General features: G+C 65.7%; 14 protein-coding genes. 7 read left to right on the top strand and 7 right to left on the bottom strand.

The window, feature by feature from the left end; genetic code table 11:
* Positions 1-151: 151 nt before the first annotated feature.
* Genes acnB through ACFX4F_RS20250 form a run of 3 tightly spaced genes read right to left on the bottom strand, consistent with a single transcriptional unit; the run spans position 152 to position 3417 of the window.
* A complete protein-coding gene (gene acnB / locus ACFX4F_RS20260) occupies positions 152-2743 on the bottom strand; it encodes a bifunctional aconitate hydratase 2/2-methylisocitrate dehydratase (protein ID WP_100465271.1) in 2592 nt (863 codons plus the stop codon).
* Between the two features lie 41 nt (positions 2744-2784).
* Positions 2785-3186: a type II toxin-antitoxin system VapC family toxin gene (locus ACFX4F_RS20255; RefSeq protein WP_265955620.1), complete on the bottom strand. Its 402-nt coding sequence runs from the start codon at positions 3184-3186 to the stop codon at positions 2785-2787.
* A 6-nt stretch (positions 3187-3192) separates the two neighbouring features.
* Positions 3193-3417, bottom strand: a complete 225-nt coding sequence (locus ACFX4F_RS20250; protein WP_025878955.1) for an AbrB/MazE/SpoVT family DNA-binding domain-containing protein — start codon at positions 3415-3417, stop codon at positions 3193-3195.
* A gap of 191 nt (positions 3418-3608) precedes the next feature.
* On the opposite strand from ACFX4F_RS20250, the gene bamE reads away from it, so the two are divergent.
* Together bamE and acnA are read left to right on the top strand one after the other, a co-directional pair.
* Positions 3609-3989: an outer membrane protein assembly factor BamE gene (gene bamE / locus ACFX4F_RS20245; RefSeq protein WP_089240964.1), complete on the top strand. Its 381-nt coding sequence runs from the start codon at positions 3609-3611 to the stop codon at positions 3987-3989.
* Between the two features lie 256 nt (positions 3990-4245).
* The gene (gene acnA, locus ACFX4F_RS20240) at positions 4246-6999 is read left to right on the top strand and encodes an aconitate hydratase AcnA (protein WP_380658123.1); all 2754 of its coding nucleotides are present in this window, start codon (positions 4246-4248) and stop codon (positions 6997-6999) included.
* A gap of 145 nt (positions 7000-7144) precedes the next feature.
* On the opposite strand, the gene ACFX4F_RS20235 is transcribed toward acnA, so the two are convergent.
* Positions 7145-8695 carry a BCCT family transporter gene (locus ACFX4F_RS20235; RefSeq protein WP_251475236.1) on the bottom strand — a complete coding sequence of 517 codons (1551 nt, stop codon included), beginning with the start codon at positions 8693-8695 and terminating at the stop codon, positions 7145-7147.
* Between the two features lie 170 nt (positions 8696-8865).
* On the opposite strand from ACFX4F_RS20235, the gene betI reads away from it, so the two are divergent.
* The 5 genes from betI to ACFX4F_RS20210 all read left to right on the top strand — a co-directional run bounded on the left by betI (position 8866) and on the right by ACFX4F_RS20210 (position 15667).
* Positions 8866-9456 carry a transcriptional regulator BetI gene (gene betI, locus ACFX4F_RS20230; protein ID WP_380658121.1) on the top strand — a complete coding sequence of 197 codons (591 nt, stop codon included), beginning with the start codon at positions 8866-8868 and terminating at the stop codon, positions 9454-9456.
* 41 nt (positions 9457-9497) lie between these two features.
* Complete coding sequence (gene betB, locus ACFX4F_RS20225; RefSeq protein WP_380658119.1) at positions 9498-10970, top strand: betaine-aldehyde dehydrogenase; 1473 nt, start codon at positions 9498-9500, stop codon at positions 10968-10970.
* A gap of 102 nt (positions 10971-11072) precedes the next feature.
* On the top strand, positions 11073-12755 hold the full coding sequence (gene betA, locus ACFX4F_RS20220) for a choline dehydrogenase (RefSeq protein ID WP_380658117.1): 1683 nt from the start codon (positions 11073-11075) through the stop codon (positions 12753-12755).
* Between the two features lie 201 nt (positions 12756-12956).
* A complete protein-coding gene (locus ACFX4F_RS20215; protein ID WP_089240952.1) occupies positions 12957-14633 on the top strand; it encodes a long-chain fatty acid--CoA ligase in 1677 nt (558 codons plus the stop codon).
* 161 nt (positions 14634-14794) lie between these two features.
* The gene (locus ACFX4F_RS20210; protein ID WP_099818362.1) at positions 14795-15667 is read left to right on the top strand and encodes a crotonase/enoyl-CoA hydratase family protein; all 873 of its coding nucleotides are present in this window, start codon (positions 14795-14797) and stop codon (positions 15665-15667) included.
* A 96-nt stretch (positions 15668-15763) separates the two neighbouring features.
* Here the strand turns inward: ACFX4F_RS20210 and ACFX4F_RS20205 are convergent, their stop codons facing one another.
* From ACFX4F_RS20205 to lysS, 3 genes are all read right to left on the bottom strand, one after another.
* A complete protein-coding gene (locus ACFX4F_RS20205; RefSeq protein ID WP_380658114.1) occupies positions 15764-17935 on the bottom strand; it encodes a response regulator in 2172 nt (723 codons plus the stop codon).
* A complete protein-coding gene (locus ACFX4F_RS20200) occupies positions 17932-19077 on the bottom strand; it encodes an HD domain-containing phosphohydrolase (protein WP_380658112.1) in 1146 nt (381 codons plus the stop codon). The genes ACFX4F_RS20205 and ACFX4F_RS20200 overlap by 4 nt, the downstream gene beginning before the upstream one ends.
* 203 nt (positions 19078-19280) lie before the next feature.
* Positions 19281-20792, bottom strand: a complete 1512-nt coding sequence (lysS, locus tag ACFX4F_RS20195) for a lysine--tRNA ligase (RefSeq protein WP_100465258.1) — start codon at positions 20790-20792, stop codon at positions 19281-19283.
* Positions 20793-20943: the final 151 nt, after the last annotated feature.

Genomic DNA, 20943 nt, shown 5'->3' with positions numbered 1-20943 from the left:
TGCCGGCCGCTGGCCGGCAACGCTCTTGACCTCGCGCGTGTGCCGGCAAGCGGCCGGCACTACCAGGCATCATCCGCACAACAAAAAACCCCCGGCGTTCACCGGGGGCTCTTCGTTTCAGCTGGATGCCGGCCAGCGGCCGGCACTTCCCTCAGGCAGCGACCGTGTTGGCCACGTCCTGGTATTCCTCGATCTGGTCGAAGTTCATGTAGCGGTAGATCTCCGCGCCGCTGGCGGCGATCACGCCCACATCGGCCATGTACTCTTCCTTGGTCGGAATGCGGCCCAGACGCGAGCAGATCGCGGCCAGTTCCGCCGAACCCAGGTACACGTTGGTGTTGCGGCCCAGACGGTTCGGGAAGTTGCGGGTCGAGGTCGACATCGCGGTGGAGCCTTCGCGGATCTGTGCCTGGTTGCCCATGCACAGCGAGCAGCCCGGCATTTCCATGCGTGCGCCGGTGGCGCCGAAGGTGCCGTACACGCCTTCCTTGGTCAGCTCGGACGCATCCATCTTGGTCGGCGGGGCCACCCACAGGCGGGTCGGCAGGTCGCGCTTGCCTTCCAGCAGCTTGGCAGCCGCGCGGAAGTGACCGATGTTGGTCATGCACGAACCGATGAACACTTCGTCGATCTTCGCACCCGCGACTTCGGACAGGGTCTTCACGTCGTCCGGGTCGTTCGGGCAGGCCACGATCGGCTCGTGGATGTCGGCCAGGTCGATCTCGATGACGGCGGCGTACTCGGCGTCGGCATCCGGCTCCAGCAGCTCCGGGTTGGCCAGCCACGCTTCCATCTTCTCGATACGACGCTGCAGCGAACGCGGATCCTGGTAACCCTCGGCAATCATCCACTTCAGCAGGGTGATGTTGCTGGTCAGGTACTCGATGATCGGTTCCTTGTTCAGGCGCACCGAGCAGCCGGCGGCCGAACGTTCGGCCGAGGCATCGGACAGTTCGAACGCCTGTTCGACCTTCAGCTCCGGCAGGCCTTCGATTTCCAGGATGCGGCCGGAGAAGATGTTCTTCTTGCCAGCCTTGGCCACGGTCAGCAGGCCCGACTTGATCGCGTACAGCGGGATCGCGTTGACCAGGTCACGCAGGGTCACGCCCGGCTGCATCTTGCCCTTGAAGCGCACCAGCACCGACTCCGGCATGTCCAGCGGCATGACGCCGGTGGCAGCGGCGAAGGCGACCAGGCCCGAACCGGCCGGGAACGAAATGCCCACCGGGAAACGGGTGTGCGAGTCGCCGCCGGTGCCGACGGTATCCGGCAGCAGCATGCGGTTGAGCCAGCTGTGGATCACGCCGTCGCCCGGACGCAGCGAGATGCCGCCACGGGTGGAGATGAATTCCGGCAGGGTGTGGTGGGTCTTGACGTCCACCGGCTTCGGGTAGGCCGCGGTGTGGCAGAACGACTGCATCACCAGGTCGGCCGAGAAGCCCAGGCAGGCCAGGTCCTTCAGCTCGTCACGGGTCATCGGGCCGGTGGTGTCCTGCGAGCCCACCGAGGTCATCTTCGGTTCGCAGTAGGTACCCGGGCGCATGCCCTGCCCTTCAGCCAGGCCACAGGCGCGGCCGACCATCTTCTGTGCCAGCGAGAAGCCCTTGCCGGTGTCGGCCGGCTGCACCGGCAGGCGGAACAGGTCGGTCGGGGCCAGGCCCAGCGCTTCGCGCGCCTTGCCGGTCAGGCCACGGCCGATGATCAGCGGAATGCGGCCACCGGCCCGCACTTCGTCGAACAGCACGTCGGACTTGACCTGGAACTCGGCGATCACTTCGCCGTTCTTCAGCGCCTTGCCTTCGTACGGACGCAGCTCGACCACATCGCCGTGCTCCATCTTCGACACGTCCAGCTCGATCGGCAACGCGCCGGCATCTTCCATGGTGTTGTAGAAGATCGGGGCGATCTTCGAACCCAGGCAGACGCCACCGGCGCGCTTGTTCGGGATGTACGGAATGTCATCGCCGGTCCACCACAGCACACTGTTGGTGGCCGACTTGCGCGAGGAACCGGTACCGACCACGTCGCCGACATAGGCGACCAGGTGACCCTTGTCCTTCAGGTCGAGGATCTGCTGGATCGGGCCGCGCTTGCCGTCTTCTTCCGGGGTGAACGGCGCATCGTCGCGCTTGTTCTTCAGCATCGCCAGGGCGTGCATCGGAATGTCAGGGCGGGTGGTCGCGTCCGGTGCCGGCGACAGGTCGTCGGTGTTGGTCTCACCCGGCACCTTGAACACGGTGACGGTCAGGCTCTGCGGCACTTCCGGGTTGCTGGTGAACCACTCGGCATCGGCCCAGCTCTGCAGCACGGACTGGGCGTTGGCGTTGCCGGCCTTGGCCTTTTCCTGCACGTCGTGGAAGGCGTCGAACACCAGCAGGGTCTTCTTCAGAGCATCGGCAGCGATGGCGCCGACGCTGGCATCGTCCAGCAGCTGCACCAGCGGCGCGACGTTGTAACCGCCCAGCATGGTGCCCAGCAGTTCGGTGGCGCGCTCGCGGCTGATCAGCGGGTTCTGCTCGCTGCCCAGTGCGATCGCGGCCAGGTACGAGGCCTTGACCTTGGCAGCGTCATCGACGCCGGCCGGCACGCGGTGGGTCAGCAGGTCGAGCAGGAACTCGGCCTCGCCCTGCGGCGGGTTCTTCAGCAGTTCGATGACATCGGCCGTCTGCTGCGCGGTCAGCGGCAGGGGCGGGATGCCAAGCGCAGCGCGCTCGGCGACGTGGTGGCGGTAGGCTTCCAACATGACAACTCCCGGGTAATGCGTGAGGTGAATAAAAAGTGGGCTCAGGCTTGCGGCACGATCAGCTTCAGGCCCTTGAAGTAGTCGCGATAAAACGTGTCGTTCCAGGTGATCAGGCCATCGCACTGCAGCAGGGCGTGGGCACCGATCATGAATTCGTCCAGGCCACGGCGCGGGCCGCTGCCGCGCTGGCGATGGCGGCGATGCATTTCACCGGCGCGCAGGGCCGATTTGGCCTCAAGCGCGTTGAAGTGCACGCCCATTTCCTCCAGCGCTTCCAGTACCTCGGCACCGCCGCGCAGGGCAGCGCAGATCTCGGCCAGGGTGGCGCCGCAGACCACCACGCGGCCGCCGACCAGGCTCTGCCGCAGGCAGGCTTCCACCGCATCGGCCTGCGGGCCATTGCTGAGCAGTTCGACCAGCACCGGTGAATCGACGGCGATCATCACCGCTTACTCCTCGTCGCGCAGATCGCGCACGGCCGCGTCGGCCGATTCGAAGCCGTCCAGCGAGAACTTGCCGCGGGCGCGCGAGATCGCATCGTCCACGCTCTTGCGCAGGATGATCCGGCTGCCTTCCAGCTCTACCTTCAACAAGGTGCCCTTGGTCAGGCCCAGCGCATCACGCACTGCCTTGGGCAGGGTGATCTGTCCGCGTTCAGCAACGGTGGCTTCCATGGGGTACGTCTCAAAAAGTATGTATGAATTATACATACCCGTCGCATCCGGGACAAACCCAGCCGATATGTGACCTTCATCCCGCGTCAGTCGCATCCGGGGGTTAGACTCCTTCGGCAGCCCAGCTGCGCCCCGGCTGGACGCCCCGGCGTTCCTACCGCACCTATCCGCCCCATAAATAAGGAAGTTTCATGCGCGCTCTCACCCTTGCCCTGATGCTGGCTGCCCCGTTGACCCTGTCGGTCCCGGCGGCCCACGCCTTCAACCCGTTCGGTGCCTACGTCACCGGCACCGAGATCACCCCGGCGCAGATGGATGCAGCGGAGATCGGCAAGACCACCCAGAAGCAGGTCAGCGAGGCCTTTGGTGCACCCAATCGCCGCGAGCAGCTGGGCGACACCCAGGTCTGGTACTACGACTTCACCAAGATCAAGAGCTTCGGCAAGAACATCAACGAATCGACCGTCTTCGAATTCAACAAGGCCGGCGTGCTGACCGCCAAGTCCAAGAGCAACGGCACCGGTGGCGCCAAGACCGGCAACCCGCTGCTCGATGCCGCCAACGGCAAGTAAGCCCTGCAGCAGATGCATACCCGGACGGGGCGCCCATGAGCGCCCCGTCTGCGTGCGGGCCGGCGAAAAACGATGCGTACGCTGACACGAAGGCTACACACATCGCTGTAACCTTGCGTTCCAAGCCTGCCGGGTCATTGCCGGGCGCCGGATCGCCGATACTGGGCACGATCCGGGGCCGGAGTGCCACCGGCAAACGCAAGCAGGCCCGCCCATGCGGGCCACTGCAAGCCATCCGCAAGAGGAGTCATCCCGCATGAGCGATTCGTTCTCCACCCGCAGCCAGCTGGACGTCGGCGGCAAGACCTACGACTACTTCAGCCTGCCCACGCTGGGCCAGCGCTTCGACATCTCCCACCTGCCCTACTCGATGAAGATCCTGCTGGAGAATCTGCTCCGGCACGAGGATGGCGGCGTCACCGTCGGCAAGGATCACATCGAGGCCGTCGCCCGCTGGCAGCCCAGCGCCGAGCCCGACACCGAAATCGCCTTCATGCCCGCACGCGTGGTGCTGCAGGACTTCACCGGCGTGCCCTGCGTGGTTGACCTGGCCGCGATGCGCGATGCGGTGGTCAAGCTCGGCGGTCGCCCGGAACAGATCAATCCGCTGATCCCCTCCGAACTGGTCATCGACCACTCGGTGCAGGTGGACGTGTTCGGCAAGCCCGACGCACTGGACCTCAACGGCAAGATCGAATTCCAGCGCAACCAGGAACGCTACGGCTTCCTGCGCTGGGGCCAGAAGGCCTTCGACAACTTCAAGGTGGTGCCGCCCAACACCGGCATCGTCCACCAGGTCAACCTGGAAAACCTGGCTCGCGTGGTGATGACCGCGGACAAGGACGGCAAGGCCATCGCCTACCCCGATACCGTGTTCGGCACCGACAGCCACACCACGATGATCAACGGCATCGGCGTGCTCGGCTGGGGCGTGGGCGGCATCGAGGCAGAGGCGGCCATGCTTGGCCAGCCCTCGTCGATGCTGATTCCGCAGGTGGTCGGCTTCAAGCTGACCGGCAAGCTGCCCGAAGGCGCCACCGCCACCGACCTGGTGCTGACCGTCACCCAGATGCTGCGCAAGCTCGGCGTGGTCGGCAAGTTCGTCGAGTTCTACGGCGACGGCCTGCAGCACCTGCCGCTGGCCGACCGCGCCACCATCGGCAACATGGCCCCGGAATACGGCGCCACCTGCGGCATCTTCCCGATCGACAACGAATCGCTGACCTACCTGCGCCTGTCCGGCCGCAGCGAAGAGCAGATCGCCCTGGTCGAAGCCTATGCCAAGGCGCAGGGCCTGTGGCACGACGCCAACAGCCCGCATGCGCAGTACAGCACCACGCTGGAACTGGACATGGGCACGGTCAAGCCCTCGCTGGCCGGCCCCAAGCGCCCGCAGGACCGCGTGCTGCTGGAAGACGTGCAGAAGAACTACCGCGACGCCCTGGTCGGCATGACCGCCAACCGTGACAAGCGAAGCGAGGATGTGTCCACCTTCGTCAACGAAGGTGGCGGCGCCGCAGTGGGCAACGAGCAGTTGGCCAAGGGCTACGCCGACATCGAGATGGACGGCAGGAAAGTGCGGCTGAAGGATGGCGCAGTGGTCATCGCCGCCATCACCTCGTGTACCAACACCTCCAACCCGGCGGTGATGATCGGCGCCGGCCTGCTGGCCCGCAACGCGGCCGCCAGGGGCCTGGACCGCAAGCCGTGGGTCAAGACCTCGCTCGGCCCAGGCTCGCGCGTGGTCACCGACTATCTGGAAAAGGCCGGTGTACTCACCGAGCTGGAGAAGATCGGCTTCTATGTGGTCGGCTATGGCTGCACCACCTGCATCGGCAATTCCGGCCCGCTGCCGACCGAAGTCAGTGCCGGCATCGCCAGTGGCGACCTGGTGGTGACCTCGGTGCTGTCGGGCAACCGCAACTTCGAGGGCCGCGTGCACCCCGAAGTGAAGATGAACTACCTGGCCAGCCCGCCGCTGGTGGTGGCCTACGCCATCGCCGGTACCACCGACATCGACCTGACCAGCGAACCGCTGGGCACCGGCAGCGATGGCCAGCCGGTGTACCTGCGCGACATCTGGCCGAGCAACAAGGAAATCGGCGACGTCATCGCCGCTACCGTCGGCCCGGAGATGTTCAAGCAGAACTACGCCGACGTGTTCAAGGGCGATACCCGCTGGAACACCATCGCCTCGCCGGACGGTGATCTGTACGCGTGGAGCGATGCGTCCACCTACATCAAGAACCCGCCGTACTTCGATGGCATGACCATGCAGGTCGGCACCATCGACGACGTGCACGGCGCGCGCGTGATGGGCCTGTTCGGCGATTCGATCACCACCGACCACATCTCCCCGGCCGGCAACATCAAGAAGGATTCGCCGGCAGGCCGCTTCCTGCAGGAGCGCGGCGTGCAGCCGGCCGACTTCAACAGCTACGGCAGCCGCCGCGGCAACGATGACGTGATGGTCCGCGGCACCTTCGCCAACATCCGCATCAAGAACCTGATGTTCGGTGGCGAAGAAGGCGGCAACACCCTGTACTACCCGGCCAACGGTGGCCAGCCGGAAAAGCTGGCGATCTACGACGCGGCGATGAAGTACAAGGCCGACAAGGTGCCGCTGGTGGTGCTGGCCGGCAAGGAGTACGGCACCGGTTCGTCGCGTGACTGGGCCGCCAAGGGCACCCTGCTGCTGGGCGTGAAGGCGGTCATCGCCGAGAGCTTCGAGCGCATCCACCGCTCCAACCTGGTCGGCATGGGCGTGCTGCCGCTGCAGTTCCGCAACGGTGAAAACGCACAGTCGCTGGGCCTGGACGGTTCGGAAGTGATCGATGTCACCGGCCTGGAGGATGGTGCCAGCAAGCGCGCCACGGTCACCGCGACCAAGGCCGATGGCACGAAGAAGACCTTCGAAGTGTCGGTGATGCTGCTGACCCCGAAGGAAGTGGAGTACTTCCGCCACGGCGGCCTGCTGCAGTACGTGCTGCGCCAGCTCGCCAGCAAGTAACGCATCAGCGGTAGAGCCGAGCCTGCGCTCGGCTGCATCGCCACAGCATCAGCCGAGCATGGGCTCGGCTCTACAAGAAGAAGGGCCGGATCCTCACAGATCCGGCCCTTTTGTTTGGCGCTCGCCGGGCATGGCCCGGCGCTACCTACCGGCGCGGCGCATCCGGGTCGGTACGCAGCGCCTTCAACAGGCCCCACATGTAGAACGCCAGGATGAACGAGAACGGCAGGCCGCACAGCACCACCGCCGTCTGCATCGCGCTGAAGTTGCCGGCCAGCAGCAGGCCGACGCTGGCCACGGTGATGCCCGCCGCCCAGAACACGCGGAGCCAGATCGGCGCGTCATGCCCGTCCTCCACGCCATCATCGACACGCCGGGTGCACAGGTTGGCGATCATCAGCGTGCCCGAATCAACCGGGGTCAGGAACAACACGAAACCGATCACCACCGCCGCACCGGCGATGTACGGCGCTGCAGGCAGGTACTCCAGCAGCTTGAACAGCGTCATCGCCGCATCATGCTGGGCCACTTCGCCCAGCACCGCCTGACCATGGTTCAGCACCAGGTCGATGGCGGTGTTGCCGAAGATCGACAGCCACGCCAGGGTGAAACCCAGCGGGATCAGCAGCACGCCCATGATCACTTCGCGGATGGTGCGGCCGCGCGAGATGCGCGCCACGAACAGGCCCACGAACGGTGCCCAGGCAATCCACCAGGCCCAGTAGAACAGCGTCCACGAGCCCATCCACTCACGTCCCTTCGGGTCATTGAGGTACATGTCGAAGCTCTTGCGCACGAACGCGCCCAGGTAGTCGCCGGTGTTCTGCACCAAGCCGTCGAACAGATGCAGGGTCGGCCCGGTTACCAGCACGAACAGCAGCAGCAGGCACAGCAGCCGCACGTTGAGGTTGGACAGCCAGGCGATGCCCTTCTCCACACCGGCAACGACGCCGATGGTGGCCACGACCATCATCACCAGCACGATCGCCACCAGCACCTGCGGTGTATCCGGGATGTGGAACAGGTAGACCAGGCCGGACTGCACCACCAGCGCACCGATGCCGAGGTTGGTGACCATCGAGATCAGCGTCGCCAGGATGCCGAAGCCATCGACCATGTCACCGATGCGGCCATGGATGCGCTCGCCGAAGATCGGGTACAGCGCCGAACGCAGCGCCAGCGGCAGGTTGCGGCGGTAGGCGAAGTAGCCCAGCGCCACGCCGACCAGGGCGTACAACGCCCAGCCGTGCAGCCCCCAGTGCAGGAAGGTCAGCACCATTGCTTCGCGTCCGGCCGCGACGGTGCCGCCGGGCTGCCCAGGCGGGTTGAGGAAATGGTCCAGCGGCTCGTAGGCGCCGTAGTACAGCAGCGCGATGCCGATGCCGGCCGAGAACAGCATCGACACCCAGGCCACGTAGCCGAAGGCGGGCGATTCCTCGTTATGGCCCAGGCGGATGCGCCCATACGGCGAGAACGCCAGCCACAGCACGAAGCCCAGGCAGGCCACGATCAACAGCATGTACCACCAGCCGAACGCCGCCGAGACCTCGGCCTGCGCCCATTGCAGCCAGTGCTCGCTGGCCTGCGGGAAGAACACGGTCAACGCACCGAGGATGCCGATGGAGACCGACGAACTGAAGAACACGAAACGGTTCAAGCGCAGGGGCGAGCGCTTGGGATGAGCCAGGGAAGACATGGGGTCGTCTCATCAGTCCAGGGGGGCACATGGGCGGGGCCGGACCGGAAACCGGGCCCATGGCGTGGGGGCGCGACCGGCATCGTAGGGTTTATTGATTGAACGTTCAATCAATAAAAAGTATGATCTTCACCAGCCCGGCATCCCGGGTCGCAATCCGTGGAGAGACAATGCCGAAGAAAGGCGTGGAACCGGTCCGCCGCGAGCAGCTGATCCGGGCCACTTTCCAGACCATCGACGAGATCGGCATGGCCGATGCCACCGTCGCTACCATCGCCAGGAAGGCCGGCCTGTCCAGCGGCATCGTCGCCCACTACTTCGGCGACAAGGACGGCCTGCTCAATGCCGCGATGCGGCAGATCCTGCGCGAGCTGAAGGCCGCCGTCGCCCGCTATCGCGACGCGGCCGCCGACGACGCACGTTCACAGCTTCGCGCCATCGTCGATGGCAACTTCGACGACAGCCAGACCAACGGGACCGCCATGCGTGTATGGCTGACGTTCTGGGCCGCGAGCATGCACCAGCCGGAACTGACCCGGCTGCAGCGTGCCAACGACCAGCGACTGTTCTCCAACCTCTGCCACCAGTTCAACCGCCAGTTGCCGCATGCACAGGCACGCCTGTCCGCACGCGGACTGGCCGCGATGATCGACGGCCTGTGGCTGCGCGGCAGCCTGGTCGGCGGTGACTTCAACGCCGACAAGGCACGCCGCATCGCCTACGGCTACATCGATTTCCAATTGCAGGCCAACGCGCCCTGAGCGCGCCAGCAACCCGCCCCACCCCTTCCAGGAGCAAGCCGATGACCACCCTGCCCGTGCAACAGCTCTACATCCACGGCCGCCGCATCGATGCCACCAGTGGCAAGACCTTCCAGACCATCAACCCGGCCACTGGCCAGGTGCTGGCCGACGTGCAGATCGCCAGCCAGGCCGATGTCGAGCGCGCGGTTGAAAGCGCGAGCGAAGGCCAGAAGGTGTGGGCAGCGATGACCGCGATGGAGCGCTCGCGCATCCTGCGCCGCGCCGTCGAGATCCTGCGCGAGCGCAATGACGAGCTGGCCCATCTGGAAACCCTGGATACCGGCAAGGCGCTGGCCGAAACCACCACGGTGGACATCGTCACCGGTGCCGACGTGCTGGAGTACTACGCCGGCCTGGCCACGGCCATCGAAGGCATCCAGCTGCCGCTGCGCGAATCGAGCTTCTTCTATACCCGGCGCGAGCCGCTGGGCGTGGTCGCCGGCATCGGCGCCTGGAACTACCCGATCCAGATCGCCATGTGGAAGTCGGCCCCGGCCCTGGCCGCCGGCAATGCGATGGTGTTCAAGCCGTCCGAAGTGACCCCGCTGACCGCGATCAAGCTGGCCGAGATCTACACCGAAGCCGGCGTGCCGGACGGCGTGTTCAACGTCGTGCAGGGCCCCGGCCGCGAGATTGGCAACTGGCTGACCGAACACCCGGTGATCGAGAAGATCTCCTTCACCGGCGGCGTCGCCACCGGCAAGAAGGTGATGGCCAGCGCCGCCTCGTCGTCGCTGAAGGAAGTGACCATGGAACTGGGCGGCAAGTCACCGCTGGTGATCTGTGACGACGCTGATCTGAACCGCGCCGCCGACATCGCGGTGATGGCCAACTTCTTCAGCTCCGGCCAGGTCTGCACCAACGGCACCCGCGTGTTCGTGCCGCGCAGCATGCTGGCCGCGTTCGAAGCCGCCGTGGTCGAGCGCGTCAAGCGCATCCGCATCGGCGACCCGATGGCCGCCGAGACCAACTTCGGCCCGCTGACCAGCTTCCCGCACATGGACAACGTGCTGCGCTTCATCGAAAGCGGCAAGAGCGAAGGCGCGCGCCTGCTGACCGGCGGCGGTCGCGCCACCGACGGCGCCCTGGCCGAGGGCGCCTATGTGCTGCCGACGGTGTTCTCCGACTGCCGCGATGACATGACCATTGTCCGGGAAGAAATCTTCGGGCCGGTGATGAGCATCCTCGCCTACGACGACGAGGACGAAGTGGTGCGTCGTGCCAACGACACCACCTTCGGCCTGGCCGCAGGCGTGGTCAGCAAGGACATCAGCCGCGCACATCGCATCATCCATCGCCTGGAAGCCGGCATCTGCTGGATCAACACCTGGGGCGAGTCGCCGGCGGAAATGCCGGTCGGTGGCTACAAGCAGTCCGGTGTCGGCCGCGAGAACGGCATCTCCACCCTCGGCCACTACACCCGCATCAAGTCGGTGCAGGTCGAACTGGGCGACTACGCCAGCGTGTTCTGACCGGCGCGCCCCCGAGCACCGCCCATCGTCCGGCCACCGCGCCGATCCGACATTCCGCCGGGACGCCTGCACGCAGTGCGCCCGGCCTGCAGGAGAGCAACCATGAGCACCCATAACGAGTACGACTACATCATCATCGGCGCCGGTTCGGCCGGCAACGTGCTGGCCACCCGCCTCACCGAAGATGCCGATGTCAGCGTGCTGCTGCTGGAAGCCGGTGGCCCGGACTACCGGCTCGACTTCCGTACCCAGATGCCCGCCGCACTGGCCTTCCCGCTGCAGGGCAAGCGCTACAACTGGGCGTACAAGACCGATCCCGAGCCCTTCATGAACAACCGCCGGATGGATTGCGGTCGTGGCAAGGGCCTGGGCGGTTCGTCGCTGATCAACGGCATGTGCTACATCCGCGGCAACGCGATGGACTACGACAACTGGGCCGGCATGCCGGGCCTGGAAGACTGGACCTACCTGGACTGCCTGCCGTATTTCCGCAAGGCCGAAACCCGCGACATCGGCGCCAATGACTACCACGGCGGTGACGGCCCGCTGCGCGTCACCACGCCCAAGGCCGGCAACAACGAGCTGTTCGCAGCGATGGTCGAGGCCGGCGTGCAGGCCGGGTACCCGCGCACCGACGATCTCAACGGCTACCAGCAGGAAGGCTTCGGTCCGATGGACCGCACGGTCACCCCGAAGGGCCGTCGCTCCAGCACCGCCCGTGGCTACCTGGACCTGGCCAAGCCGCGCCCGAACCTGACCATCGTCACCCACGCGCTGACCGACCGCATCCTGTTCTCGGGCAAGCGCGCCGTGGGCGTGCAGTGGCTGCACAACGACCAGCCGCAGCGCGCCACCGCCCGCCGCGAAGTGCTGCTGTGCGGCGGCGCCATCGCCTCGCCGCAGATCCTGCAGCGCTCCGGCGTCGGCCCGGCCGACCTGCTGCGCAGCCTCGACATCGACCTGGTGCACCACCTGCCCGGCGTCGGCGCCAACCTGCAGGATCATCTGGAAATGTACCTGCAGTACGAGTGCAAGAAGCCGGTCTCGCTGGCCCCGGCACTGAAGCTGTACAACCAGCCGGCGATCGGCGCCGAATGGCTGTTCCTGGGCACCGGCATCGGCGCCAGCAACCAGTTCGAAGCTGGCGGTTTCATCCGCAGCGATGCCGAATTCGACTGGCCCAACCTGCAGTATCACTTCCTGCCGGTGGCGATCAATTACAACGGCTCCAACCCGATCAAGGCGCACAGCTTCCAGATGCATGTCGGTTCGATGCGCTCGCCGAGCCGTGGCCGCATCCACGTGCGCTCGAAGGACCCGCGCGAAGATCCCAGCATCCTGTTCAACTACATGTCGCACGACCAGGACTGGCGCGAGTTCCGTTCGGCGATCCGGATCACCCGCGAGATCTTCGCGCAGCCGGCGCTGGCACCGTACAGTGGCCGCGAGATCTCGCCGGGCAGCGCGCTGCAGACCGACGCGCAGATCGATGCGTTCGTGCGCGAGCATGCCGAGACCGCCTACCACCCGTCGTGCTCGAACAAGATGGGTCACGCCGATGATCCCATGGCGGTGGTCGACGGCCAGGGTCGCGTGCACGGCCTGGAAGCCCTGCGCATCGTCGATGCCTCGATCATGCCGCAGGTGGTCACCGGCAACCTCAACGCGCCGACCATCATGATCGCCGAGAAGCTGGCCGATGTGATCCGTGGCCGCACCCCGCTGCCGCGCAGCACTGCGCCGTACTACAAGGCCAACGGCGCTCCGGTGCGCAGCCGCGGCTGACACGGCTGCTCCGCCGGGCATGGCCCGGCGCTGCCTCTGCCCCTTCGGTAGCGCCGGGCCATGCCCGGCGTCTTCTGACGCATCCAGCCACTACGCGGCACGCCTCTTCGCGTTTTCCCTACGGGACGGTATGCTGCGGAGAGCGGTTCTGGCGGATACTGTCCGCGCCGCACCCATCATTACGATTCCTGGAGGGGGAATATGAGTCTGGATCGTCCCTGGCTGCAGAGCTATCCGAAAGGCGTTCCCGCCGAAATCGACGTCAACGAGTTCCATTCGGTAGTTTCGGTCTTCGACGCGTCCGTCGCGAAGTACCGCGACCGACCGGCCTACTCCAGTTTCGGCAAGACCCTCACCTACGGTGAGACCGATGCCCTGGTCGAGCAGTTCGCCGCTTACCTGCTGGGCGAGCTGAAGCTCAAGAAGGGCGACCGCGTCGCCCTGATGATGCCCAACTGCCTGCAGTACCCGGTGGCCACCTTCGGCGTGCTGCGTGCCGGCCTGACCGTGGTCAACGTCAACCCGCTGTACACCGCGCGCGAGCTGAAGCATCAGCTGGTCGACGCCGGGGTTGCCGCGATCGTGGTGGTGGACAACTTCGGCGACACCGTCGAACAGGTCATCGCCGATACGCCGGTCAAGCATGTGGTCACCACCGGCCTGGGCGACCTGCTCGGCACCAAGGGCGTGATCGTCAACTTCGTGCTCAAGTACATCAAGAAGATGGTGCCCAACTACCATCTGAAGGGCGCGGTGCGCTTCAAACAGGCGCTCAAGCTGGGCAGCCGCCACACGCTGCCGAAGGTCGAGATCGACCACGACGACGTGGCGTTCCTGCAGTACACCGGCGGCACCACCGGTGTGGCCAAGGGCGCGATGCTGACCAACCGCAACCTGATCGCCAACATGCAGCAGGCCTCGGCCTGGATCAGCGCATCGGGCATCGAGATGGGCAAGGAATGGATCATCACCGCCCTGCCGCTGTACCACATCTTCGCGTTGACGGCGAACGGCCTGGTCTTCATGAAGTTCGGTGGCTGCAACCACCTCATCACCAACCCGCGTGACATGAAGGGCTTCGTCAAGGAGCTCAAGTCGGTGCGCTTCACCGCGATCACCGGCGTCAACACGCTGTTCAACGGCCTGCTCAACACCCCCGGCTTCGACACCGTCGACTTCTCCTCGCTGAAGGTGACCCTGGGCGGCGGCATGGCCGTGCAGCGTGCGGTCGCCGAGCGCTGGAAGAAGACCACCGGCGTCACCCTGGTCGAGGCCTACGGCCTGACCGAGACCTCGCCGGCGGCCTGCATCAACCCGCTTACCCTTGCCGAGTACAACGGCTCGATCGGCCTGCCGATTCCGTCCACCGATGCCTGCATCAAGGACGACAACGGCAACATCCTGGCGCTGGGTGAAGTGGGCGAACTGTGCATCCGCGGCCCGCAGGTGATGAAGGGCTACTGGCAGCGCCCCGAGGAAACCGCCAAGGCCATCGACGCCGACGACTGGCTGCACACCGGCGACATGGCGAAGATGGACGAGCACGGCTTCTTCTACATCGTCGACCGCAAGAAGGACATGATCCTGGTGTCCGGCTTCAACGTGTACCCGAATGAAGTCGAAGACGTGATCGCGATGATGCCGGGCGTGCTGGAAGTGGCCGCAGTGGGCGTACCGGACGAGAAGTCCGGCGAGGTGGTCAAGGTGGTCATCGTCAAGAAGGACCCGAACCTGACCGCCGAGATGGTCAAGGAACACGCCCGGGCCAACCTGACCGGCTACAAGCACCCCAGAATCGTTGAATTCCGAAAAGAGCTGCCGAAGACCAACGTCGGCAAGATCCTGCGTCGCGAACTCCGCGATACGCCCGCCCCGTAAGGGTTTGCGGAAAGTTGAACGCACTCAGGCCCGGGTCGGCAACGACCCGGGCCTTTTCGCGTGCGCGGGCCCGGGGCCGGTGTAGCATCGCCGCGTGAGTGGACCGTTCGGCCCGCCGGCCACCACCTTGATCTGCGGGCCGCACCGCCGAGGACCCTTCCATGAGTACCATCGAAAAGCTGCCCAGCAGCGGCTCGCCCTATGCCACCATCCGCACCCAGGACAGCGCCGACGGCGCCGCCCACTGGCTGTTCATGCACGCCGACGCCTCCACCGGCGTGCGTCCCTGCTGCCGCAAGGACATGCTGGACGAGATGTGGAGCTACATGAGCGCCATCACCCGCGGCCCGGCGCAGCGCCACAGCGGCCAGCTGCGCCATTTCGTGCTGGCCTCCGACGCCGCCGCCTACAACCTGGGCGGCGACCTGGACCTGTTCACCCGCCTGATCCGCGAAGGCAACCGCGACCTGCTGCTGACCTACGCGCAACGCTGCGTGGAGGGCGTGCACCATCTGCACACCGGCTTCGGCGGCGATGTCCGTTCGATCGCCCTGATCCAGGGCGATGCACTGGGTGGCGGCCTGGAAATGGCCCTGGCCTGCCACACCATCGTGGCCGAAGAAGGCTGCGGCATGGGCCTGCCCGAAGTGCTGTTTGGCCTGTTCCCGGGCATGGGCGCCTACTCGTTCCTGTGCCGCCGGGTGGCGCCGCAGCTGGCCGAGAAGATCATCCTCGACGGCCGTGTCTACAGCGCCGAGGAGATGCACGCGATGGGCGTGGTCGACGTGCTGGTCAGGAAAGGTGAAGGTCGCAGTGCAGTCGAAGAGATGATCCGCCAGCAGCAGCGCCTGCCACAGTCGTACCTGGCGATGAATGCCGCGCGCAACCTGGCGCAGGCGGTCAGTTATGACGAACTGCTGGAAATCACCAAGGTCTGGGTCGATTCGGCGCTGGCCCTGGGCGACCGTTCGCTGCGCACCATGGACCGTTTGATCAAGGCGCAGACCCGACGCGCCAATCTGGATGTGGCCTGATACGTTCCCCTCCCCCGCAGGGTTCAAGCCCGGCTGGCCACCGGGCTTTTTTTATGGGGCGTGCAGCGCCCGGCAGCCTGCCGCACGGACCCAGCGCTAGCGCTCGCCGTCGTCGGCCACGCCGCGTGCCTTGCGCTCTGCGCGCGCATCGAGCGCCTGCCGGCCTTCCTTGATCGCCCCCTGCAGCACCGCAAGACGCTGCCGCCATTCGGCCTTGAGCTGCCAGTCGGCCATCCGCATCAACTCACCGGCACGGTTGGACGCGCGCACCAGGCCCAGGTTGCTGGCGACGCCCTTGATCGCATGGGACTGCTCGCGGAAAGCGCCCCAGCGGGCCGCTTCGCCGTCGCCTTCGGCCTTGCGCAGGCACGATTCGGCATCGTCCAGGCACTGGCGGATGAATTCACGCTCGAAACCCTCGCCCATTCCCAGCGACGCCAGTTCATCCAGCACGCCGGTATCAAGCACGCCATCGAGGTTGGTGACGGTGCGCACGATCGGCGGCGCACTGGCCTTGAGCTGGGCGTTGTTGGCGATCTCGGCCAGGGTATCCAGCAGGCGCACGGCCACTACAGGCTTGGCCAGGAACGCGTGTGCACCGGCCTGGGTACAGCGCTGGATCGCTTCGGGAGTAACGTCGGCGCTGAGCACCAGCACCGGCGTGCGCGGGCCGCCACCGGCCTGCATCACCCGCAGTTCCTTCAGCATGTCCAGGCCACTCATGCCCGGCATGTGCAGATCGACGATGGCCGCATCGAACTCGCTTTCAGCCAGTGCGTCGAGCACCGCCTCGCCACCATCGACGCACAGCACCTTGTGCCCGGCCTTCTGCAGCAGCCGCTGCAGCACCATGCGGTTGGCCTCATGGTCGTCGGCGACCAGGATCTGCATGCTGCGCACGCGCGCGCGATGGCGCAGGAACGGATCGGCAAAGGCGATGACATTGCCGCCGGCACCGGCTTCGCCGCCCGCAGCGAGGGTCGGCACCGCACCCGGCACCACCGGCTGCGGTGGCGCGAACGGCAGTTCCACCCAGAAGTGGCTGCCCTGCGGCGGGTTGTCCAGGTAACCGATCTCGCCGTCCATCGCTTCGACCAGCCCCTTGGCGATGGTCGTGCCCAAGCCTGTACCTTCATGGCGACGGGCCATGCTGACGTCGGCCTGCTCGAAGGCCTCGAACAAGCGCGGGCGCATCGCCGGTGCGACGCCAATGCCGGTGTCGAGAATGTCGAAGCGCAGCCGCACCCCGCCCTGGGTGTCTGCGTGGACAACGCTGACGCGGATCTCGACCCGGCCGTGGTCGGTGAACTTGACCGCATTGCCGGCCAGGTTGAGCAGGATCTGCCGCAGATGCCCGACATCGCCGCGCAGCGTCGGCGGCACGGTCTCGGCCACCTTCACCCGATAGTCCAGGCGCTTGGCCTTGGCCTGCGGCAACAGGATCAGGCCGATGGCCTGGATCACTTCGGAAATAACGAAATCCTCGGCAACGACGCGCAGCTTGCCGGCCTCGATCGCCGAGATGTCCAGCACTTCCTCGACCAGCGCCAGCAGGCTGCGCGATGACGCCTGGATGGTACTCACGCACTCACGCTGCTCGTCATCCAGGCGCGTGGTCGCCAACACTTCTGTCATGCCATTCAATCCATTGAGTGGGGTGCGAAACTCGTGGCTCATGTTGGCCAGGAATCGACTCTTGGCTTCGCTGGCGCGCCGCGCCTCGGCCATCGCTTCGGTCAACTGCCGCAGCAGCGTGGAAAAATACAGCGGAACCGCCGCCAGGCCAAGCCACAGGCCGATGGCCAGGCGTGCATTCTGCTGCCAATACGGCGTGGACAGTGCGGTGCTGCCGAAGCTGACCATCGCCATCGCCACGGCCACATACAGGTAGTGGTTGCCGAAGCGCATGCCGTTGCCCACCGTCACCCACATCACCACGATGTAGACCCACGACAGCGGCTCACCCATCTGGATCATGCCGGCGGCGATCAGGCCGTAATCGGCCAGCATGCCCAGTACGCGCCGGGGATCGGAGCGCTGCGGTCGCCACAACAGCCAGCCGAACAACAGCAGCGACAGGCTCAGGCCGGTCAACACGATCGCCAGCACACCGACATACTGGCTGTGCGGCAGCTCATGCCGCGCCGAAGGCAACAGTACGTACGCCAGGATCAGACTGATCAGGATGATGCGGACGATCTGTTGGCCATGCTCGCTGTCCTGGCGCTGGGACAGGCGAAGACGCAATCTCGACAGCAGGCGTTTCACTCGCCCAGTCCCGGCCGTGCCGAAGCTGTGGAATGCTCGGCGCAGATCTGCTCCAGCTGTTCGCGGCCACGCAGCAATGCATCCACGCAACGCGGGTCGAACAGGCGCCCACGCTGGGCATACAGGTAGGCCATGGTGGCTTCCATCGTCCACGCTTCCTTGTAGGGGCGCGGCGAGATCAGCGCATCGAACACGTCGGCCACGGCAACGATGCGTGCCTCCAGCGGAATCGCGTCGCCGACCAGGCCATCGGGATAACCACTGCCGTCGTAACGCTCATGGTGGCGCAGCGCGATCAATGCACCGACCTGGATGAAGCGGTTCTGGCTGCCACTGAGCAGTTCGTGGCCAATGCGCGGATGCCGGCGCATGATCGCCAGCTCCTCATCATTGAGCTTGCCCTGCTTGAGCAGCACCGCATCGGGAATGGCGATTTTGCCCATGTCATGCAGCGGCGCAGCCATTTCGATCAACTTGACGTCGTCTTCCGGCAGGCCCAGCTGCTCGGCGATCAGGCCAGCCACGCGCGCCATCCGTTCAAGGTAGGCACTGGTGCCGGCATCACGGAACTCGATCGCACGTGCCAGCCGTGAAAGCGTTTCGCGCTCGCGCTCCTCCACCTCATGCATGCTGGCCAGCAGCCGCTGCTCCAGTGACAGGGCGCGCTGCTTCACGTTCTCGGTCTGCTGGCGCAGCTGCAACAGGTTGTAGCAGCGTGCGCGCAGCTCACGCGGACGGATCGGCTTGACCAGGAAATCGATCACGCCGGCTTCGAGTGCCGCCTGGCGGATCGGCTCGTCGCCGACCACGGTGATCAGGATCACCGGAATATCGCGGTGTTTGGGCAGCCGGCGGAAGCGGCGGGCGAATTCCAGCCCGTCCATCTCCGGCATGCGGTAATCGAGAAGCAGCAGGTCGACCGGATACGATTCGCACCACGCCAGCGCGGTCAACGGATCGCCGAAGTCATGCACGCTCAGTTCCGGCGCGATGTCCTCGATGACGTGACGAAGCATCGTCCGTGCGGAAGTCTGGTCGTCGACGATGACGATGTTCAAGGCGTTCTCTGCCTGCTTTCTCGACCATGCTGAAAGGTCAGCGGGCGAGGATACCCCGCCGCTGCGCACGCTGGCACCCTGCATCGGCTCGACTCCCGTCACAAGCTCCCCGATTCATGATCGTCGTCACAATGTGAAGCGAATTCTCCACATTGCGGCCTCCCCTGACGCCATCAAGCCATAGCCGGTGTCAAGGTTGTGCAATAACGATACGCCGAGTGCGGGACGCGTCAATGGCGCCGTCTCAAACCGCGACGGCGCGCACAAACGGACGCCGAAAAAGCCGGTTACTGCTCCGGACGCATGTACGGGAACAGCAGCACGTCGCGGATCGAGCTGCTGCCGGTCAGCAGCATCACCAGGCGATCGACGCCGATGCCGAGGCCGCCGGTCGGTGCCATGCCGTACTCCAGCGCACGGATGTAGTCGGCGTCGTAGTGCATGGCCTCGTCGTCGCCGCCTTCCTTCGCCGCCACCTGCGCCTGGAAGCGCTGGGCCTGGTCTTCCGGGTCGTTCAGCTCTGAGAAGCCGTTGGCCAGTTCCTTGCCGTTGACGAACAGTTCGAAGCGGTCGGTGTAGCCCGGATCATTGTCGTTGGCACGGGCCAGCGGCGAGACCTCCACCGGGTGGTCGGTGATGAAGGTCGGCTGGATCAGGGTGTGCTCGACGGTGGCTTCGAAGATCTCCAGCAGCAGCTTGCCCCAGCCGTAGGACGGCTTGACGCGGATCTTCAAGCGCTCGCAATGGCGCAGCAGCGCGTCACGGTCGGTGCAGTCGGCCGCCGAGATTTCCGGGTTGTGGTGGCGCACCGCCTCGTCCATGCGCCAGCGGCGGAACGCCGGGCCCAGGTCGATGTTGGCGCCGTCCCACTCCACCGTGGTGGAGCCGTTCACCGACTGCGCCACGTCACGGATCACGCCTTCGGTCAGGTCCATGATCTCGTTGTACGTGGCATACGCCTCGTACAGTTCCATCATGGTGAATTCCGGGTTGTGGCGGGTGCTGACGCCTTCGTTGCGGAAGTTGCGGTTGATCTCGTAGACGCGCTCCAGGCCACCGACGGTCAGGCGCTTGAGGTACAGCTCCGGCGCCACGCGCAGGTACAGGTCCAGGTCCAGCGCGTTGTGGTGGGTGGTGAACGGCTTGGCCGCCGCGCCGCCGGGGATGTAATGCATCATCGGCGTCTCGACTTCGAGGAAGTCGCGGTTGTCCAGCCATGCACGCATCGCACGGATGATCTTCGAGCGCTTGATGAAGACCGCGCGCGACTCCGGGGTCACGATCAGGTCGACATAGCGCTGGCGGTAGCGCTGCTCGACGTCGGCCAGGCCGTGCCACTTGTCCGGCAGCGGGCGCAGCGACTTGGTCAGCAGGCGGATCGATTCGGCCTTGACCGACAGCTCGCCGGTCTTGGTACGGGTCAGGCCGCCTTCGACGGCGATGATGTCGCCCACGTCCCAGCCCTTGAAGGCGGTATAGGCATCGCCCAGCACGCTGCCCTGCAGGAACAGCTGGATGCGGCCGGACTCGTCCTGGATCTGGGCGAAGCTGGCCTTGCCCATGACCCGCTTGGCCATCAGGCGACCGGCCATCTTCACCTGGCGGCCGTTGCCTTCCAGGGTTTCGGCGGTCCACTGTTCCGCATCGGCGAATTCTTCCTGCAGGCTGCCGGCGAAGTCCTCGCGACGGAAGTCGTTCGGGTACGCGATGCCCTGCCCACGCAGCGCTTTGAGTTTCTCACGGCGCTCGGCGATCAACTTGTTTTCGTCGACGGGGGGGGTATCGGTAGCTTCGCTCATGGATCTGCGGGAATCGTGTAGTGAGGGGGAGTCTTGCGCCCGGCACAGCCGGTTGCCCAGCATACCAAAAGCGCCCTGCCCCGGCCCCTGCGGAACCGGTAGCGCCGGGCCATGCCCGGCGGTCGTTCCCCGGAAATCCGCCGGGCATGGC

Origin of the sequence: Stenotrophomonas sp. YIM B13575 (assembly GCF_042787595.1) — a bacterium.
GTDB lineage: Bacteria > Pseudomonadota > Gammaproteobacteria > Xanthomonadales > Xanthomonadaceae > Stenotrophomonas > Stenotrophomonas lactitubi_B.
The sequence above is the reverse complement of the archived record's forward strand: the minus strand, read 5'-3'. Positions and strand labels throughout refer to the sequence as shown.

What these genes read in the sequence shown, in the direction of transcription:
- acnB (WP_100465271.1), bottom strand. Translation starts at nt 2,743, where the DNA reads ATGTTGGAAGCCTACCGCCACCACGTCGCCGAGCGCGCTGCGCTTGGC.
- ACFX4F_RS20255 (WP_265955620.1), bottom strand. Translation starts at nt 3,186, where the DNA reads ATGATCGCCGTCGATTCACCGGTGCTGGTCGAACTGCTCAGCAATGGC.
- ACFX4F_RS20250 (WP_025878955.1), bottom strand. Translation starts at nt 3,417, where the DNA reads ATGGAAGCCACCGTTGCTGAACGCGGACAGATCACCCTGCCCAAGGCA.
- bamE (WP_089240964.1), top strand. Translation starts at nt 3,609, where the DNA reads ATGCGCGCTCTCACCCTTGCCCTGATGCTGGCTGCCCCGTTGACCCTG.
- acnA (WP_380658123.1), top strand. Translation starts at nt 4,246, where the DNA reads ATGAGCGATTCGTTCTCCACCCGCAGCCAGCTGGACGTCGGCGGCAAG.
- ACFX4F_RS20235 (WP_251475236.1), bottom strand. Translation starts at nt 8,695, where the DNA reads ATGTCTTCCCTGGCTCATCCCAAGCGCTCGCCCCTGCGCTTGAACCGT.
- betI (WP_380658121.1), top strand. Translation starts at nt 8,866, where the DNA reads ATGCCGAAGAAAGGCGTGGAACCGGTCCGCCGCGAGCAGCTGATCCGG.
- betB (WP_380658119.1), top strand. Translation starts at nt 9,498, where the DNA reads ATGACCACCCTGCCCGTGCAACAGCTCTACATCCACGGCCGCCGCATC.
- betA (WP_380658117.1), top strand. Translation starts at nt 11,073, where the DNA reads ATGAGCACCCATAACGAGTACGACTACATCATCATCGGCGCCGGTTCG.
- ACFX4F_RS20215 (WP_089240952.1), top strand. Translation starts at nt 12,957, where the DNA reads ATGAGTCTGGATCGTCCCTGGCTGCAGAGCTATCCGAAAGGCGTTCCC.
- ACFX4F_RS20210 (WP_099818362.1), top strand. Translation starts at nt 14,795, where the DNA reads ATGAGTACCATCGAAAAGCTGCCCAGCAGCGGCTCGCCCTATGCCACC.
- ACFX4F_RS20200 (WP_380658112.1), bottom strand. Translation starts at nt 19,077, where the DNA reads ATGCAGGGTGCCAGCGTGCGCAGCGGCGGGGTATCCTCGCCCGCTGAC.
- lysS (WP_100465258.1), bottom strand. Translation starts at nt 20,792, where the DNA reads ATGAGCGAAGCTACCGATACCCCCCCCGTCGACGAAAACAAGTTGATC.